We start from the raw sequence: 17,640 nt of genomic DNA on the forward strand, positions 1-17,640 counted from the left end.
GGGAAAGATCCTTGGGACGCCGGCCCGGGAGGCCAACGCCATGAAATGGGGTTCAGCCGATCTTCTTCAAGTCGGACCGGTAGCGGCGCGCGTTCTCGACGTAGTGGCGCGCGCCCTTCCCGAAGGCCTCGATCTGCTCGGGCGTGAGCTGCTTCACCGCCTTGGCGGGCGAGCCGAGGATCATCGAGCCGTCCGGGAATTCCTTGCCCTCGGTGACGAGCGCGCCGGCGCCGACGATGCAGTTGCGCCCGATCCTCGCGCCGTTGAGCACGACGGCGCCGATGCCGACGAGCGTGCCGTCGCCGATCGTGCAGCCGTGCAGCATCACCTGGTGACCCACCGTGACATCCTCGCCGATCACGAGCTCGATGCCGGCGTCGGTGTGCAGCACCGAGTTGTCCTGGATGTTGCTGCCGCGGCCGATGCGGATGCGGTCGGTGTCGCCGCGCACGACGGTGCCGAACCACACGCTCGCGTCCTCGGCCAGCTCCACGCGCCCGATCACGGTGGCGGTCTCGGCCACCCAGGCGGTCTCGTGGATCTGCGGCGCGTGCTCGCCGAGCTGGTAGAGGGCCATCGCGTGTCTCCGGGGATTCTTGGGCGAAAGGGGATAATTTTACGGATGAAGCCCCGTCACCGCGCCCTCGAGATCCTGCTCCTTGCCGACCCCATGGAGAAGGCGGGGGCGGCGCGCGCGCTCTTCGAGGCCCTGCGGCCGGGCAGCGGCTTTGACGCCGATGCGGCAATCGACGAGCCCGCCGTGCTGCCGGGACGCCCGGCGCGGCCGCCGCTCGTGCCGCCCTCGGACGTGCCGCGGCGCTCGCCGTTCACGCGCGAGGGCCGCGCCGCGCTGCTGCACGCGATCGCGCACATCGAGTTCAACGCCATCAACCTCGCGCTCGACGCCGCCTGGCGCTTCGCCGGCATGCCCGACGAGTTCTACCGCGACTGGCTGCAGGTCGCCGCCGAGGAGGCGCTGCACTTCACGCTGCTGTGCGAGCACCTGCGCACGCTCGGCGCCGACTACGGCGACTTCCCCGCCCACGACGGGCTGTGGCTGATGACCGAGCGCACCAAGGGCGACATCGTCGCGCGCATGGCGCTGGTGCCGAGGACGCTGGAGGCGCGCGGGCTCGACGCGACGCCGCTGATCCAGGCCAAGCTCGCGAAGGCGGGCGACCCTCGCGCCGTCGAGATCCTCGATGTGATCCTGCGCGACGAGATTGGACATGTGGCGATCGGCAACCGCTGGTACCGCTGGCTGTGCGAGCGCGAGGGGTTCGAGCCGGTGGCGCACTACCGCGTGCTGGTCGAGCGCCACCAGGCGCCGCGGCTCAAGCCGCCGTTCAACAGCGCGGCCCGCCGCGCCGCGGGCTTCAGCGAGGCCGAGCTCGACTGGCTGCTCGGCAGCGGCGGCTGAACGGCCGCCCGCGCCAAGCCCCCGGTGCGCCGGGGGCCGCGAGGCGCTCGCTAAACTGGTCCGCCCTCCTCCTTCCGAGTGGCCGGCGCCGCAGGCGCACCGGACCGCCCCCTTCACGCCGCCATGCTCGATCAGCTTGAAACCCATGCGCGCCGGGTCGCGCCGGCCGTCGACCACTGGGCCGTGCGCGGCCTGCACGAGAAATCCGAGCAGCTGCAGGTGCGCCAGGACATCGCCGAGGCGCCGCTGAGGAGCCGCGACGCCGGCGCGATGGTCACCGTGGTGCACCGCGGCGGCATCGGCTATGCCGCCACGCCCCGGCTCGACGAGGCGGGCCTCGCCGCCGCCTTCGACGAGGCGCGGCGGCTCGCGGAGGCGAGCGCCGGGCGCTGCGTGACCGACTACAGCGCGCTGCCGCGCCCCGCCGCGCAGGGCCGCCACGCGAGCCCGGTGCAGCGGCCGCTGGACGCGAGCACGCTGGCCGAGCGGCTCGAGCTGCTGCAGCAGGCCTGCGCGTCGATGGCGGTCGACGCGCGCATCATCGACCGCAGCGCCAGCCTGTGGAGCGTGCAGGCCGAGCAGCTCTTCGTCGACAGCGCCGGCAGCCGCATCGAGCAGCGCTTCAGCTTCATCATCCCCAACCTGCAGGCCACCGCGCACGCGCGCGGCGTCACGCAGGTGCGCTCCGCCGCCGGCCAGTACAACGGCTTCTGCCAGCAGGGCGGGCTCGAGGTGCTGGAGCGCGCGCGCTTCCGCGAGGACGGGCCGCGCGTCGCGCGCGAGGCGCTCGAGCTCGTCGCCGCACCGCCCTGCCCCAGCGGCGAGATGGACCTGCTCTTGATGCCGGACCAGATGATGCTGCAGATCCACGAGAGCATCGGCCACCCGCTCGAGCTCGACCGCATCCTCGGCGACGAGCGCAACTTCGCCGGCACGAGCTTCGTCACGCTCGACATGTTCGGCCACTACCGCTGGGGCAGCGAGCTGCTCAACGTCAGCCACGACCCGACGCGCGCCGAGGAGTTCGCGAGCTTCGCCTTCGACGACGACGGCATGCCCGCCACGCGCGAGATGCTGATCGAGCGCGGCGTGCTGATGCGCCCGCTCGGCGGCGCGGTGTCGCTGGCGCGCGCCCGCGAACAGCGCCCGGACCTGCAGGGCGTCGCGACCGCGCGCGCCGCGGGCTGGAACCGCGCGCCGATCGACCGCATGGGCAACCTCAACGTCGAGCCGGGCGACAGCACGCTCGAGGAGATGATCGCCGCGGTCGAGCATGGCGTGCTGATGCGCACCAACTGCTCCTGGAGCATCGACGACTCGCGCAACAAGTTCCAGTTCGGCTGCGAGCACGGGCAGGTGATCCGCCACGGCCGGCTCGCCGAGGTGGTGCGCACGCCCGGCTACCGCGGCATCAGCGCCACCTTCTGGCGCTCGCTGGCGATGGTCGGCGACGCCAGCACCCTCGAGGTGATGGGCACGCCCTTCTGCGGCAAGGGCGAGCCCTCGCAGGTGATCCGCGTCGGCCATGCCTCGCCGGCCTGCCTGTTCCGCAACGTTGCCGTGTTCGGCGGGGAGGCCTGAATGAGCGCGCTGACCGAGGAGACCCACTTCCGCGAGCTCGCCGACGCGGTCTGCCGGCCGCTGGCGGGCTGCGAGCGCGTGACGCTGCATCTCGCGGCCGAGGACTCGTCCTTCCTGCGCTTCAACCGCGCGCGCGTGCGGCAGGCGACGCAGGTGAGCCAGGGCATCGCGACGCTGTCGCTGGTGGCGGGACGGCGCCGGCTGCGCGCGAACCTGACGCTCGGCGGCGACGCCGCGGCCGACCGCGCGCGGCTGCTGGCCGAGCGCGACGCGCTGCTCGCCGAGCTGCCGCAGGTGCGCGAGGACCCCTGGCTGCTGCTGCCCGACACGGTGCAGGACTCGCGGCACGAGGCGCGCGGCGCACTGCCCGCGGCCGCACAGGTGATCGACGCGGTGGAGCGCGCCGCCGCCGCGCACGACTTCGTCGGCTTCCATGCCGGCGGGCCGGTGGTGCGCGCCTTCGCCGACAGCCGCGGCCAGCGCAACTGGCACCGCGTCGAGAGCTTCCACTTCGACTGGTGCCTCTACCACCCGGGCGGCGCACACGACGCGGCGCTGCGTGACAAGGCGGTCAAGTCCTCCTACGCCGGCGCGGCCTGGGACGAGGGCGAGTTCGCGCGCCGTGTCGCCGAGGGCGCGGTGCGGCTGCCGCTGCTGGCGCAGCCGGCGCGGCCGCTCGCGCCGGGCCCCTACCGCGCCTGGCTCGAGCCGGCGGCCGTCGGCGAGCTGCTCGGCGCGATGAGCTGGGGCGGCTTCGGGCTGAAGGACCGGCGCACCGGGGTCTCGCCGCTGACGCGGCTCGAGCGCGGCGAGCTGGCGCTCGACCCGCGCGTCTCGCTGACCGAGGCCACCGCGCGCGGCGGCACGCCGGCCTTCACCGAGGACGGCTTCGCCCGGCCGGCCGAGGTGCGCCTCGTCGAGGCGGGCCGCGCCGCGGACACGCTCGCGTCGCCGCGCTCGGCGCGCGAGTACGGCGTGGCCGCCAACGGCGCCTGCGACGAGGAGACGCCGCAGGCGCTGGTGCTCGCGCCGGGGACGCTGCCCGCCTCGCGCACGCTCGAGGCGCTCGGCACCGGCCTGTGGATCAGCAACCTCTGGTACCTGAACTACAGCGACCGCCCGAACGGCCGCGTCACCGGCATGACGCGCTTCGCCTGCTTCCGGGTCGAGGACGGGCGGCTCGTCGCGCCGCTGCCGGTGATGCGCTTCGACGACTCGCTGCTGCGGCTGTTCGGCCCGGGGCTGGTCGAGCTCGGCGCCGAGCCCGGACTGCAGCCCGACCCGCACACCTACGGCCAGCGCCTGCTCGCCTCGGTCACGACGCCGGGCCTGCTGGTCGAGGGGCTGCGGCTGGTGCTGTAGCGCCGACCCCCGCCGCTCACAGCCCCGACGGGTAGGTCTCCGGCACCTTCTCGTCCTCGTGCGGCCAGTCGCACGGCGGGTCCAGCGGCGCGACGGCGTGCGTCTCGTCGACGTGGATCAGCGCGTCGAACTGGCGCGGCAGGTCGGCGTGGAAATAGTGGCTGACGCGCTCGGAGTCCGGCCGGTAGATCACGCCGATCGCGCGCTCGAGCAGCTGCATGTGCAGCGCGTCGCGCACCTCGGACTGGCCGTCGAGCGGCAGCCAGAAGTCGGCCGCGAGGGCGTCGTGCAGCAGCCGCTCGTGGCTGTCGAGGTGCGAGGGCCGCACCTTCATGTGCTGCGGCGGCTCGTCCCAGTCGTGCGCGGCGGTCACGCTGCCGGTGTGCGTCGTGAAGCCGAGCAGGTAGGAGCGGCCGAGCTCGGCGCGGCGCTCGCGCACCAGCTGCCCGACGTTGATCTCGCCGCCCTCGCCCATCTCGGTGGCGCGCGCGTCGCCGAGGTGCGAGTTGTGCGCCCACACGACGATGCGCGGCGCGCGCCCGAGCCGCGCGCCCAGGTGCTCGCGCAGCGCGAGCAGCGTGTCGGCCATGTGCGTGTCGCGCAGGTTCCACGACGACACGCGGCCCTGGAACATCGCGCGGTAGTAGGCCTCGGCGTTGCGCACCACGCGCGCGTTCTGCTGCGCGTAGAACAGCTCGTCGTCGTCGGCCGAGCCGTCGTGGCGGAAGTGCTCGGCGGCGCGGCCGAGCAGCTCGGTGAGCTGCTGCACCGCCTGCTCCTCGCAGCTCGGCCGCAGGCCGAAGGTGGCCGCGTAGCCGTAGCGCTGCGCGTCCTCGGCGAGGTGGTCGAAGCAGGCGTAGCGCTCGCGCGCGCGCTTGGCGCCCTCGGGGTCGGCCTGCGCGAGGAAGCGCAGCACCGCGTCCATCGAGCCGCGCAGGCTGTAGAGGTCGATGCCGAAGAATCCGACCGGCGCGCGCCCCTCGCCGCCGCGCGAGGCATTGTGCGCGGCGAGCCACTGCACGAGGCGCTCGACCTCGCGGTTGCGCCACATCCAGCGCGGGAAGCGCTCGAAGCACTGCAGCGCCTCGGGACCGCCCCGGCCGCGCTGCACATGGCGGCTGACCTGCAGCGCGTCGGGCCAGTCGGCCTCGACCGCGATGGCGTCGCAGCGGCCGGACTCGATCAGGCGCTGCGTGATCAGCGCGCGCAGCCGGTAGAACTCGCGCGTGCCGTGCGAGGCCTCGCCGAGCAGGATGGTCTCGGCGTCGCCGATCGCCTCGACGACGAAGCCGAGGTCGGCGGCGGATCTCAACGGGCGGGCGGCGCGGCGGACGGCCTCGATCGCATCGGTACGGGCACTCATGGCGGGAGTCCTCCTGATGCGTGCGAGGTGCAAGCGGGGTGCCCGCCGCCGCTGTCGGCACGCCGGGATGCCGCCCCGGTCCGTGCGGCGGGCCCGCGGGCCTCAGACCACCGGCAGGAAGAGCTCCTCCTTGACCTCCTCCATCACCACGTAGCTGTGCGACTGGGCCGGCACCGGGATCTTCTTGAGGATGTCGCCGAGCAGGTCGCGGTACTCGCTCATGCGGTGCAGCCGCGCCTTCACGAGGTAGTCGAAGCTGCCCGACACGAGGTGGCACTCCAGCACCGCCGGCATGTTGCGCAGCTCGTCGCGCACCTTCGCGAACACGTCGGCCGACTTGGCCGACAGCGTGATCTCCACGAACACCAGCAGCGTGCGGCCGAGCGTGGCCGGATCGATGCGCGCGTGGTAGCCGGTGATGACGCCGGCGCGCTCCAGGCGCCGCACGCGCTCGGTGCAGGGCGAGGTCGACAGGCCGATGCGCTCGGCCAGCTCGGTCATCGAGATGCGCCCCTGGCGCTGCAGGACGTCCAGGATCTTGCGGTCGATGCGGTCGAGGTCGTGCATTTCACTGTGCCGGTCGGGATGGAGCCGGGATTTTCCGCAAGTAAGCGGGAGTATCCAAGGAACTTCAGTGATTTTTGCTGCGACCCGGTTCCTAAACTCGCCGTCCTCACCGGGCAGGCCCCACAAGAGCGTGAAACCCGCAGGCCGGCCCTTTCCTCGAGAGCGACAGGAGACAAGCATGCAGTCCTTGCAGGACTTCCTCGGCGCGTTCAACGGCCTCGTCTGGGGCACCCCCATGATCGTGCTGATCCTCGGCACCGGCCTCTACCTCCAGCTGCGGCTGGGCTTCATGCCGCTGCGCCGCATCGCCTACGGCTTCCGGCTGATCTGGGGCAGCCGCCGTCGCGCCGAGCGCGCCGAAGGCGAGATCTCGCCCTTCGCGGCGCTGATGACGGCGCTGTCGGCCACGGTGGGCACCGGCAACATCGCCGGCGTCGCCACCGCGATCGCGGTGGGCGGGCCCGGCGCGCTGTTCTGGATGTGGGTGACGGCGCTGGTCGGCATGGCGACCAAGTACGGCGAGGTCGTGCTCGCGGTGAAGTACCGCGAGCGCGACGACCGCGGCGAGCACGTCGGCGGCCCGATGTACGCGATCAGGAACGGGCTGGGCCGGCGCTGGCACTGGCTCGGCACCGCCTTCGCCGTCTTCGGCGGGCTCGCCGGCTTCGGCATCGGCAACATGGTGCAGGCCAACGGCATCGCCGGCGCCGTGCACAACGCCTTCGGCGTCGAGACCTGGGTCACCGGCGCGGTGCTGCTGGTGCTCACCGGCGCGGTGATCCTCGGCGGCATCCGGCGCATCGGCGCGGTGGCCGAATACCTGGTGCCGGCGATGTGCATCGGCTACATGGCCTGCGTGGCCGTGGTGCTGGTGGTCTTCGCCGAGCGCATCCCGGCCGCGCTCGCGCTGATCCTGCACCACGCCTTCAACCCGGCGGCGGCCACCGGCGGCTTCCTCGGCGCCTCGGTGCTGCTGGCGCTGCAGAAGGGCGTGGCGCGCGGCATCTTCTCCAACGAGGCCGGCCTCGGGACCGCCGGCATCGCGCAGGCCGCGGGCGCCACGCGCGCCCCGGTGCAGTCGGGCCTGATCGGCATGATGGGCACCTTCATCGACACGATCATCGTCTGCACGATGACCGGGCTGGCGATCGTCGTCAGCGGTGTGTGGGACTCGGGCGCGAGCGGCGCGGTGCTCAGCGCCTCGGCCTTCGAGGCGGCGATGCCGGGCGTGGGCAAGTACCTGCTGGCGGTGTGCCTGGCGCTGTTCGCCTTCACGACCATCCTCGGCTGGGCCTACTACGGCGAGAAGTGCTGGGAGTTCCTCGCCGGCAGCGCCAGCCGGACGCCCTTCCGCATCGTCTGGACCCTGGCGGTGTTCCCGGGGGCGGTGCTGAGCCTGGACTTCGCGTGGCTGGTGGCCGACACGCTCAACGCGCTGATGGCGATCCCCAACCTGATCTCGCTGCTGCTGCTCAGCCCGGTGATCGTGCAGGCGACGCGCGAGTACTTCGAGCGCGAGAACGGCGCGCTGCCGCAGGTGGCGCCGGCCCGCGCGCCCGGCCGCTGAGCCGGTCCGGGCGCATCGCCCCGGCCCCGTCCCCGGCCGGTAGACCGGGGGCTTCCCGGCGTCGCGCCACCAGGCCGCGACGCCGGGCCGCGATTTCGACGGCGCAGGCCGGCGCGCCCGCGCCACGCGCAAAAAATCCCACTGCGCACCGGCCAGAAATCAGTGGTTTTTACCGCCGATCACTCCATAGACTCTCGTTCATTCCCGAATATCTGGAGACATGCAATGAAAGTCATTGTCCTCGGCGGCGGCGTGATCGGCGTCAGCACCGCCTACTACCTCGCCCGCGCCGGCGCGCAGGTCACGCTCGTCGAGCGCCAGCCGGGCGTCGCGCTGGAGACGAGCTTCGCCAACGCGGGCCAAGTCTCGCCCGGCTACTCGACGCCCTGGGCCGCGCCCGGCATCCCGCTCAAGGCGATGAAATGGCTGTTCCAGCGCCACGCGCCGCTGTCGATCCGGCCCGACGGCAGCCTGTTCCAGCTGCGCTGGATGGCGGCGATGCTGCGCAACTGCACCACGGCCCGCTACGCGCTCAACAAGGAGCGCATGATGCGCGTGGCCGAGTACAGCCGCGACTGCCTGCGCGAGCTGCGCGCCGAGACCGGGCTGCAGTACGAGCAGCGCAGCGGCGGCACGCTGCAGGTCTTCCGCACCCAGGCGCAGCTCGACGCGGTCGCGCGCGACACCGCGGTGCTCGAGGAGTGCGGCGTGCCCTACGAGCTGCTCGACCGCGACGGGCTCGCCCGCGTCGAGCCAGGCCTGGCGCATGCGCGCGAGCGTCTCGTCGGCGGCCTGCGGCTGCCCAACGACGAAACCGGCGACTGCCACCTGTTCACCACCGGGCTCGCCTCCCGGCTGCCCGGGCTGGGCGTGGAGCTGCGCTTCGGCACCGCGGTGCAGCGGCTCGAGCTGCAGGGCGGGCGCATCGCCGGCGTGAGGCTGGAGGGCGGCGAGCTGCTGCGCGCGGACCGCTACGTGCTCGCACTCGGCAGCTACTCGCGCGAGCTGCTCGCGCCGCTCGGGCTGGACCTGCCGGTCTACCCGCTCAAGGGCTACTCGCTGACGGTGCCGCTGCTCGACGCGGGCCTCGCGCCGCAGTCCACGGTGCTTGACGAGACCTACAAGATCGCGATCACGCGCTTCGATGAGCGCATCCGCGTCGGCGGCATGGCCGAGCTCGGCGGGTTCGACCTGCGGCTGAACCCGCGCCGGCGCGAGACGCTCGAGATGGTGGTCGGCGACCTCTTCCCCGGCGGCGACCTGCCGCGCGCCGAATTCTGGACGGGCCTGCGGCCGATGACGCCCGACGGCACGCCGATCGTCGGCGCCACGCCCTGGGACAACCTGTTCCTGAACACCGGCCACGGCACGCTGGGCTGGACCATGGCCTGCGGCTCGGGCCGGCTGCTGGCCGACCTGGTGACGGGCCGGCGCCCCGAGATCCGCACCGACGGCCTGTCGGTCGAGCGCTACCTGGGCGCTGCAGCGCGCGCGCCGCGCGGGCGCACCCCGGCGGCCCACGGGGCCGCGGCATGACCCGTCCGTCCGAGGCCCGGATCGACCTGGACGCGCTGCGGCACAACGCCGCGCTGCTGCGCGAGCGCCACGGCGGCCGGCTGCTCGCGGTCCTGAAGGCCGACGCCTACGGCCACGGCGCCGCGGCCTGCGCCCGCGCGCTGCAGGAGCGCTGCGACGGCTTCGCGGTGGCCTTCCTCGACGAGGCGCTGGCGCTGCGCGCGGCCGGCGTGCGCGCGCCGCTGCTGCTGCTCGAGGGCGTCTTCGACGCGGCCGAGCTCGACGCCGCCGCCGCGCAGGGCCTGTGGATCGTCGTGCACCACGAGGCGCAGCTGCGCCTGATCGAGTCGGCCGCGCTGCCGCCGGCCTCGCTCGCGGTCTGGCTCAAGATGGACAGCGGCATGCACCGCGCCGGCTTCGCGCCGGAGCAGGTCCGCGCGGCGCATGCCCGGCTGCGGGCCTGCGGCGCCGTCGCCTCGCTGACGCTGATGAGCCATTTCGCGCGGGCCGACGAGCCGGACTGCGACGCGACGCCGCGGCAGCTGCAGGTGTTCGAGGAGGCCACCGCGGGCCTTGCCGGCGAGCGCAGCCTCTGCAACTCCGCCGGCCTGCTCGCGTGGCCGCAGGCGCGGCGCGACTGGGCGCGGGCCGGCATCGCGCTCTACGGCGCGGACCCGATCCCCGGCGGCGGCCACGGCCTGCGCCCGGTGATGACGCTGCAGAGCCGCGTCTTCGCCGAGCGCTGGCTCGCGCCCGGCGAGGCGCTGGGCTACGGCGGGCTCTTCGTCGCCTCCGCGCCGACGCGCGTCGGGCTGGTGGCGATCGGCTACGCCGACGGCTACCCGCGCGCCGCCGCGACCGGCACCCCGGTGGCGGTGGACGGCCGGCTCACCCGCACGCTCGGCCGGGTGTCGATGGACATGATGACGGTCGACCTGACAGGGCTGCCCGATGCCGGGATCGGCAGCCGCGTCGAGCTGTGGGGGCCGCAGGTGGACGTCAACGAGGTGGCGCGCCGCGCCGGGACGATCGCCTACGAGCTGCTGTGCAACGTCAAGCGCGTGCCGCGGCGGTACGCGGAGGCGGCGCCGGCCTGAACCGCCGCGCGTCTCGGGCCGCGCGCTGGCGGCCTTCAGTGCCCGGGGTCGCAGCGCCCGGCACGCCAGTGGCAGGCCGCGGACAGCAGGCCGCTGACCGCCGCGGCCCAGAACACCGCGGCGTAGCCGAGCTCGCTCGCCAGCGCCGCGCCGAGCACGCCGCCGACCACCCCCGACAGCCCATAGGCGCCCATCGAGTACAGCGCCTGCCCGCGGCTCCTAAGCCGGCCGGGGAAGTAGCGGCTCACGAGCGCGACGCAGGCGGTGTGCTGCGCCGCGAAGGTGATCGCGTGCGCCGCCTGCGCGAGCAGCAGCACCCAGAACTCCGTGCCGAGGGCGGCGGTGGCGCCGAAGCGCAGCGCGGCGACCAGCCCCGCGGCGACCAGCCAGCCGTGCACGCGCTGCGGCGACAGCCAGCGCCCCTGGAACCAGAACCAGACGATCTCGATCGCGACCGACACGCCCCACAGCACGCCGATCACGCGCTTGGAGTGGCCGAGCGCGTCGAGGTAGAGCGAGAAGAAGACGTAGAGCGCGATGTGCGCCAGCACCATGAAGAAGGCGCCGGCGAAGAACCAGCGCACGCGCGGCTCGAGCAGCACCGGGGCGAGCTGCGGCGCCGGCTCGTCGGTGGCGTGCGTCTCCGGCTGGCGAGGCAGCGCGAAGGCGATCGCCGCCTGCGTCGCGAGCAGCGCGAGCAGCAGCACCGGGAACAGCGCCATGCCCTGCGCCTCCAGCACCATGCCGAACAGCAGCACCGAGACGAGGAAGCCGACCGAGCCCCAGACGCGCACCCGGCCGTAGCGTCCGGCGTCCATGCCGCCGGCGGTGCTGCTCGCCTGCGCGACCACGGTCTCGGTCAGCGGCACGATGGCCGCGTTGAAGGAGAACAGCGCCAGCGTCACCGCCGCGAGCGCGGGCGTGGACAGCGGCAGCAGGTAGGCGGTGGCGGTGCAGGCGGTCAGCACCGCGGCGAGCCGGATCAGCGCGACGCGCTCGCCGCTGCGGTCGGCGAGCACGCCCCAGACGTAGGGCGCGGCCACCCGCGTCCACGAGGGCAGCGAGGCCATCAGGCCGAGCTCGAAGGCGCCGAGCCCGAGCGACTTGAACCACAGCGGCGCGTAGGGGTTGAAGACCCCGATCACCGCGAAGCAGGCGGCCGACAGCGCGGCGCTCGCCAGCAGCGCGCGCCGCTGCAGCACCGCGTCGGACACGCGGCTCAGGCGCCGCTCGTGCGCGCGGCGATCGCCGGCGTCGCCACCTGCACGTCGCCGCACTGCGCGCGCTGGCGCAGCGCGTGCTCGATCAGCACGAGCGCGAGCATCGCCTCGGCGATCGGGGTGGCGCGGATGCCGACGCAAGGATCGTGGCGGCCGAAGGTCTCGACGGTGGCCGGCTCGCCCGCGAGGTCGATCGACTGGCGCGGCGTGCGGATCGAGCTCGTCGGCTTGATCGCGAGCGAGACGATGATGTCCTGCCCGGTCGAGATGCCGCCGAGCACGCCGCCGGCGTGGTTGCTTCTGAAACCCTCGGGCGTGAGCTCGTCGCCGTGCTCGCTGCCCTTCTGGCGCACGCTGTCGAAGCCCGCGCCGATCTCGACGCCCTTGACCGCGTTGATGCCCATCATGGCAAAGGCGATGTCGGCGTCGAGCTTGTCGAACAGTGGCGCGCCCCAGCCGACCGGCACGCCCTTGGCCTCAACGTAGAGCCGCGCGCCGACCGAGTCGCCCGCCTTGCGCAGCGCGTCCATGTAGGCCTCGAGCTCCGCGGTCTTTGCCGCGGTGGCGGCGAAGAAGGGGTTCTGTCCGACCTGGCTCCAGTCCTCGACGGGGATCTCGATCTCGCCGATCGCGGTCATGCAGCCGCGGATCTCGACGCCGAACTGCTCGCGCAGCCACTTCTTCGCCACGGCACCGGCGCCGACCATCGGCGCGGTCATGCGCGCCGACGAGCGCCCGCCGCCGCGCGGGTCGCGGATGCCGTACTTGTGCCAGTAGGTGTAGTCCGCGTGGCCGGGGCGGAAGGTCTGCGCGATGTTGCCGTAGTCCTTGCTGCGCTGGTCGGTGTTGCGGATCACGAGCGCGATCGGCGTGCCGGTGGTCTTGCCCTCGTAGACGCCCGAGAGGATCTCGACCGCGTCGGGCTCGTTGCGCTGCGTGACGTGGCGCGAGGTGCCGGGGCGGCGGCGGTCGAGCTCGGGCTGGATGTCGGCCTCGGACAGGCTCATCCCCGGCGGGCAGCCGTCGATCACGCAGCCGATGGCCGGGCCGTGCGACTCGCCGAAGTTCATGACGCGAAACAGGGTGCCGAAGGAGCTGCCGGACATGGTTTTTCTCGCTGAATGGAAAAAGCCGCCGCGGGAGGCCGGGGCGGCTTCGACGAAGCCGCGAAGGCTTCGGTGTAAGGCTCGATTCTAGCCGCGGGGCCGGCGGGCGGGCTCGCGCGCGGGGGCGTGGCGGCTCACAGCTTCGGCTCGGCCTCGGCGGAGCCTTCCTGGACCGGCCAGTCGCGGATGTAGGCCTTGAGCATGCGGTTCTCGAAGTCCTGGCCGTCCACCACCGCCTTGGCGACGTCGTAGAACGAGATCACGCCCATCAGCGTGCGCTGGCTCAGCACCGGCATGTAGCGGGCGTGGCGGCCGAGCATCATGCGGCGCACCTCGTCGATCTCGGTGTCGGGCGTGCAGGTCAGCGGATGGTCGTCCATCACCGTCTGCACCACCATCGAGCCGACCTGGCCGTTGTTGCGCACGACCGCCTTGATCACCTCGCGGAAGGTGAGCATGCCGACGAGGTCGCCGTGCGACATCACGACCAGCGAGCCGATGTCGTGCTCGGCCATGGCCTTGAGCGCATCGGCGAGCGGCTGCCCGGGCGACACGGTGAACAGCGCGTTGCCCTTGACTCGCAGGATGTCGCTGACTTTCATTTGGCTTTGTCTCCAGAGGGAAAACGAGCAGCACGAACTCGCTCGAATCGGTAAAAGTTGACTGTCAATATAGCCCACAACGTGCGTGGGAGAAACACTGGAGATTCGCACATGCCCGGACCGACCGACCCCGGCTTCGACACCCTCGCGCTGCACGCCGGCGCCGCCCCGGCTCCGGGCACCGGCGCGCGCGCGCTGCCGATCCACCTCAGCACCTCCTTCGTGTTCCGCGACAGCGACCACGCGGCGGCGCTGTTCAACATGGAGCGCGCCGGCCACGTCTACTCGCGCATCTCGAACCCGACCACCGCGGTGCTCGAGGAGCGCATCGCGGCGCTCGAGGGCGGCATCGGCGCGATCGCCACCGCGAGCGGCCAAGCGGCGCTGCACCTCGCGATCGCGACGCTGATGGGCGCGGGCTCGCACATCGTCGCCAGCAGCGCGCTCTACGGCGGCTCGCACAACCTGCTGCACTACACGCTGCCGCGCTTCGGCATCGAGACCAGTTTCGTCGCGCCCGGCGACCTCGCGGCCTGGCGCGCCGCGGTGCGGCCGAACACCCGGCTCTTCTTCGGCGAGGCGCTGGGCAACCCCGGCATGGACGTGCTCGACATCCCGGCGGTGGGCGCGCTCGCGCACGAGGCCGGCGTGCCGCTGTTGGTCGACGCGACGCTCGCGACGCCCTGGCTGCTGCGCCCCTTCGAGCACGGCGCCGACCTCGTGTTGCACTCGGCGACCAAGTTCCTCGGCGGCCACGGCACCGTGATCGGCGGGCTGCTGGTGGACGGCGGCCGCTTCGACTGGGAGGCGGCGCACGCGCGCGACGGCCGCTTCGCCGAGCTGTGCGAGCCCTACGCGGGCTTTCGCGACATGGTGTTCACCGAGGAGAGCACGGTGGGGGCCTTCCTGCTGCGTGCGCGGCGCGAGGGCCTGCGCGACTTCGGCGCCTGCCTCAGCCCGCACAGCGCCTGGCTGCTGCTGCAGGGCATCGAGACGCTGCCGCTGCGCATGGAGCGCCATGTCGGCAACGCGCTGAAGGTCGCGCGCCACCTCGCTGCGCACCCGATGGTGGCGCAGGTCGGCCACCCCGGCCTCGGGACGCACCGCGACCACGAGCTCGCGCAGCGGCTGATGCCGCGCGGCGCCGGCGCCGTGTTCAGCTTCGAGATCCGCGGCAGCCGCGAGCAGGGCCGGCGCTTCATCGAGTCGCTGAAGCTGTTCTCGCACCTCGCCAACGTCGGCGACTGCCGCTCGCTGGTGATCCACCCCGCGTCCACCACGCACTCGCGCATGGACGCCGCGGCACTCGCGCAGGCCGGCATCGGCGAGGGCACGATCCGGCTGTCGATCGGGCTGGAGGACGCTGACGACCTGATCGAGGACCTGGACCGCGCGCTGAAGGCGGCCGAGAAGCTGGGAGCCGCGAAATGAAGCTCGAACTGCACGGCCACGCCGCCTACGCCTACACCGGCGGCCTGCCCTTCGACCCCGCCCTGCCCTGCGTCGTGCTGATCCACGGCGCGATCAACGACCACAGCGTCTGGGCGCTGCAGAGCCGCTACCTCGCGCACCACGGCCGCGCGGTGCTCGCGCTCGACCTGCCCGGGCACGGGCGCAGCCTCGGGCCGGCCCTCGGCAGCGTCGAGGCGCTCGCCGCCTGGGTGGTGGATTTCCTCGACGCGGCCGGCGTCGAATCGGCCGCGCTCGCCGGCCACAGCATGGGATCGCTGATCGCGCTCGAGGCCGCCGCGCGGCTCGGCGAGCGCGCGCGCAAGCTGGTGATGGTCGGCACCGCCTGGCCAATGAAGGTCTCGCCCGCGCTGCTCGACACCGCGCTGCAGGCCCCGGAGCAGGCGATGCGCCAGGTCACCGCCTTCTCGCATTCGACGCTCGCGCCCAAGCCCTCGGCGCCGGGCCCGGGCGCCTGGCTGCACGGCGGCAGCCTCGCGCTGATGCGCCGCCTGCAGTCGCTGCACGCCGAGCGCGAGGGCGGCAACCTGTTCCACAACGACTTCGGCGTCTGCGACCGCTATGCCGGCGCCGAGGCCGCGGCGGCGGCGCTGCGCTGCCCGGCCGAACTGATCCTCGGCGAGCGCGACGTGATGACGCCGCCGCGCGCGGCGCAGCAGCTCGCCGGCGCGCTGAAGGCGCCCGTGCGGCTGCTGCCGGCGGGTCACGACCTGATGGGCGAGGCGCCCGACGTCCTACTGGACGCCCTGCGCGCCGCGCTTTGACCCACCTCGAACTCCGGGCGCGCCGCCGGCGCCCGGGACATCCGCTTTTCTGATGTGGATCAATGTTTCCGCGGATTTCCCCGCCTTCGCGTTCCCGAGTGGGGTCCCGGCATCACTTCGGGAGAACCCTGGGCGGGAATTGGAGTAGATTGGCGCCTTCGCGGGCGAAGCCGTCCCCCCACGCCCCGCTCCCCCTTGCCAGCACGCCAGACGCGCCCCCTCGTTCGGGGAGCGAGGCTGCCGCATTCCCGGGACGAAGAAAAAGATTCAGGAGCGCCCATGCAAGCAGGTTCTGTCGGACACCTTCCCGCGCCGCGCCGTCCTTCCCGGCGCGAGGCCGCGGCGACGGTGCTCCGCTGCCGCGGCTTCGGCGTGGCCTTCGGCTCCCGGACGGTGTTCTCGTCGCTGGACTGCGACCTCGCCTCGGGGAGCATCACGATCCTGGGCGGCGCGTCCGGCTCCGGCAAGTCGACGCTGCTGCACACCCTGGCCGGCCACAGCCGGCTCAACGCCCGCTTCCGCTGCTGGGGCGAGGCGAGCTACCTCGGCGAGCCGCTCGGCCGCAGGCCCGATCCCTGGCTCGCACGGCTGGACGCGCGCCTGCTGCAGATGCCGGTGCTTGTCGCACTGAAGCAGGCGCTACGCGTCCGCCCTCAACGCCCGGGCCGGCCGGGCCGGGAACTCGTCGAGGCGGAACTGCGCGCCCTCGGCGCCGCGGAGCTCGAACCCTGGCTGGGCCGCCGCGGCATCGAGCTGCCGCCGAGGCTGCTGCGGGCGCTGCCGATCCTGATCAGCGTGCTGCGCGGCGCGCCGCTGCTGCTGCTGGACGAGCCGACCGCTGGCCTGTCCGGCGGCGACGCGGACTTCGTCCTCGCGCTGATCCGCGCCGCCGCGCAGCGCAGCAGCGTGCTGGCGGTGCTGGAGAACGGGCGGCATGCCGAGCGCCTCGGCACGCAGGAACTGGTGCTTGCCGGCGGCCGCATCGGCATTGGCGAGTCCTGCGGGCAAGCGCCCGGCGGAGAGACCGCGGATGACGCCGCGCCGCCCTCGCGGGCGGGCGCCTTCGCTCCCGCGAGCCCCGCGCGCTGCGCCGCTGCGCCCGCGCCCGGCCGACTCGCCTGGCTGCTGTCCGGGCGGCTGGCCGGCACGGCGCTGGCGAGCACCGATCCGCAGATCGACACCGCGCTCGCCGCGCTCGCGCGCGCCGGCGTGAACCGCCTCGTCACGCTCTGCGAGAAGGACATCCCGCTGCGGGTGCTCGCGCGGCACGGGCTGGCGAACCTGCACCTGGCGGTGCGCGAGGGCGAGGCGCCGAGCACCGCGCAGATGCGGATGCTGCTGATCCGCATGCAGGCCCTGCTGGACCAGGGCGAGGTGCTCGCGGTGCATTGCGGCGACGGCGCGGATCGCACCGGGACGGTGCTGGCCGCTTGGCTGATGCACTCGGAGCGCATTCCGGCCGAGGCCGCGCTGGCACGCCTGCGCGGCGCCGATCCCGGCTTCGCGGGCAAGGCCGTGCAGGAGCGCTTCCTGTCCGCCTTCGGGGCCGCGTTGCCGCAGGACCGAGAAGGAAGAGGAGGATCGCGATGAATCTGAGCGACGCGCTGCGCGACTCTGCCGGGGGCATCCCCGAGTGCCTGGCCGCTGCCTGCATCGACGTCGCCGCCGGCGTGCTGACGGCGATCGAGACGCTGGAGTCGCATCCGCGGCCGGTGATCGAGCTGCTCGGCCCGGCCACCGCCGAGCTGTTCAACGGGCCGAACGTCACGGCGATCGAGGCGCTGTTCCGCCGCGCTCGCGGCGACGCCTCGGGCGGCCGGCGCCACTTCCAGGAAATCATCCTGCACAGCGAGCGCCTGATGCACCTGCTGCTGCGCAGCCGCGCTCACCCGGAATATGTGCTGGCCTTCGTCTGCCGCCGCTCCGCCAACCTCGACCTGGCGCTGACCCGGGCGAGGCGCGCGCTGCCGGCGATCGAAGCCTCGCTCTGAGCCGGACCCACCCGT

At 73.3% G+C, this 17,640-nt stretch carries 16 protein-coding genes; 10 read left to right on the forward strand and 6 right to left on the reverse strand.

Features of this window, described 5'->3' with window-relative positions:
• Nucleotides 1-52 precede the first annotated feature (52 nt).
• Complete coding sequence (locus D3A59_RS14935) at nt 53-577, reverse strand: gamma carbonic anhydrase family protein (protein WP_119155741.1); 525 nt, start codon at nt 575-577, stop codon at nt 53-55.
• Between the two features lie 45 nt (nt 578-622).
• Here D3A59_RS14935 and D3A59_RS14940 point away from each other — a divergent pair, with 45 nt between their 5' ends.
• The 3 genes from D3A59_RS14940 to D3A59_RS14950 all read left to right on the forward strand — a co-directional run bounded on the left by D3A59_RS14940 (nt 623) and on the right by D3A59_RS14950 (nt 4,363).
• Nucleotides 623-1,420: a ferritin-like domain-containing protein gene (locus tag D3A59_RS14940; protein ID WP_119155742.1), complete on the forward strand. Its 798-nt coding sequence runs from the start codon at nt 623-625 to the stop codon at nt 1,418-1,420.
• A gap of 123 nt (nt 1,421-1,543) precedes the next feature.
• The gene (locus D3A59_RS14945; RefSeq protein ID WP_119155743.1) at nt 1,544-3,001 is read left to right on the forward strand and encodes a TldD/PmbA family protein; all 1,458 of its coding nucleotides are present in this window, start codon (nt 1,544-1,546) and stop codon (nt 2,999-3,001) included.
• Nucleotides 3,002-4,363 carry a metallopeptidase TldD-related protein gene (locus D3A59_RS14950; RefSeq protein WP_119155744.1) on the forward strand — a complete coding sequence of 454 codons (1,362 nt, stop codon included), beginning with the start codon at nt 3,002-3,004 and terminating at the stop codon, nt 4,361-4,363.
• Nucleotides 4,364-4,379: 16 nt separating this feature from the next.
• On the opposite strand, the gene D3A59_RS14955 is transcribed toward D3A59_RS14950, so the two are convergent.
• A complete protein-coding gene (locus D3A59_RS14955; protein WP_119155745.1) occupies nt 4,380-5,726 on the reverse strand; it encodes an erythromycin esterase family protein in 1,347 nt (448 codons plus the stop codon).
• Between the two features lie 102 nt (nt 5,727-5,828).
• Nucleotides 5,829-6,293: a winged helix-turn-helix transcriptional regulator gene (locus tag D3A59_RS14960; RefSeq protein ID WP_119155746.1), complete on the reverse strand. Its 465-nt coding sequence runs from the start codon at nt 6,291-6,293 to the stop codon at nt 5,829-5,831.
• Nucleotides 6,294-6,471: 178 nt separating this feature from the next.
• Here D3A59_RS14960 and D3A59_RS14965 point away from each other — a divergent pair, with 178 nt between their 5' ends.
• From D3A59_RS14965 to alr, 3 genes are all read left to right on the forward strand, one after another.
• Nucleotides 6,472-7,860, forward strand: a complete 1,389-nt coding sequence (locus D3A59_RS14965; protein ID WP_119155747.1) for an alanine/glycine:cation symporter family protein — start codon at nt 6,472-6,474, stop codon at nt 7,858-7,860.
• A gap of 162 nt (nt 7,861-8,022) precedes the next feature.
• Nucleotides 8,023-9,396, forward strand: coding sequence for a D-amino acid dehydrogenase (locus tag D3A59_RS14970; protein ID WP_119155748.1), 1,374 nt, complete (start codon nt 8,023-8,025; stop codon nt 9,394-9,396).
• Nucleotides 9,393-10,472 (forward strand): alanine racemase, encoded by a 1,080-nt coding sequence (alr, locus tag D3A59_RS14975; protein ID WP_119155749.1) that lies wholly within the window; start codon nt 9,393-9,395, stop codon nt 10,470-10,472. The genes D3A59_RS14970 and alr overlap by 4 nt, the downstream gene beginning before the upstream one ends.
• 35 nt (nt 10,473-10,507) lie before the next feature.
• Here alr and D3A59_RS14980 read toward each other — a convergent pair whose 3' ends face one another.
• The 3 genes from D3A59_RS14980 to D3A59_RS14990 all read right to left on the reverse strand — a co-directional run bounded on the left by D3A59_RS14980 (nt 10,508) and on the right by D3A59_RS14990 (nt 13,400).
• Nucleotides 10,508-11,749: an MFS transporter gene (locus D3A59_RS14980; RefSeq protein WP_240636071.1), complete on the reverse strand. Its 1,242-nt coding sequence runs from the start codon at nt 11,747-11,749 to the stop codon at nt 10,508-10,510.
• Nucleotides 11,692-12,798 (reverse strand): chorismate synthase, encoded by a 1,107-nt coding sequence (gene aroC / locus D3A59_RS14985; RefSeq protein ID WP_119155750.1) that lies wholly within the window; start codon nt 12,796-12,798, stop codon nt 11,692-11,694. Before aroC ends, D3A59_RS14980 begins: the two co-directional genes overlap by 58 nt.
• Before the next feature lie 134 nt (nt 12,799-12,932).
• Nucleotides 12,933-13,400 (reverse strand): CBS domain-containing protein, encoded by a 468-nt coding sequence (locus tag D3A59_RS14990; RefSeq protein WP_119155751.1) that lies wholly within the window; start codon nt 13,398-13,400, stop codon nt 12,933-12,935.
• Nucleotides 13,401-13,511: 111 nt separating this feature from the next.
• Here D3A59_RS14990 and D3A59_RS14995 point away from each other — a divergent pair, with 111 nt between their 5' ends.
• The 4 genes from D3A59_RS14995 (at nt 13,512) to D3A59_RS15010 (ending at nt 17,625) form a co-directional block, all read left to right on the forward strand.
• Entirely contained in the window at nt 13,512-14,831 is a 1,320-nt protein-coding gene (locus D3A59_RS14995) for an O-acetylhomoserine aminocarboxypropyltransferase (protein ID WP_119155752.1), read from the forward strand.
• Nucleotides 14,828-15,634 carry an alpha/beta fold hydrolase gene (locus D3A59_RS15000; RefSeq protein WP_119155753.1) on the forward strand — a complete coding sequence of 269 codons (807 nt, stop codon included), beginning with the start codon at nt 14,828-14,830 and terminating at the stop codon, nt 15,632-15,634. The genes D3A59_RS14995 and D3A59_RS15000 overlap by 4 nt, the downstream gene beginning before the upstream one ends.
• Nucleotides 15,635-15,913: 279 nt before the next feature.
• Nucleotides 15,914-17,224, forward strand: coding sequence for a phosphatase domain-containing putative toxin (locus tag D3A59_RS15005; protein WP_157991539.1), 1,311 nt, complete (start codon nt 15,914-15,916; stop codon nt 17,222-17,224).
• A complete protein-coding gene (locus D3A59_RS15010; protein WP_119155755.1) occupies nt 17,221-17,625 on the forward strand; it encodes a hypothetical protein in 405 nt (134 codons plus the stop codon). Before D3A59_RS15005 ends, D3A59_RS15010 begins: the two co-directional genes overlap by 4 nt.
• Nucleotides 17,626-17,640: the final 15 nt, after the last annotated feature.

This window comes from Caldimonas tepidiphila, from assembly GCF_003569765.1.
Lineage (GTDB): Bacteria > Pseudomonadota > Gammaproteobacteria > Burkholderiales > Burkholderiaceae_C > Caldimonas > Caldimonas tepidiphila.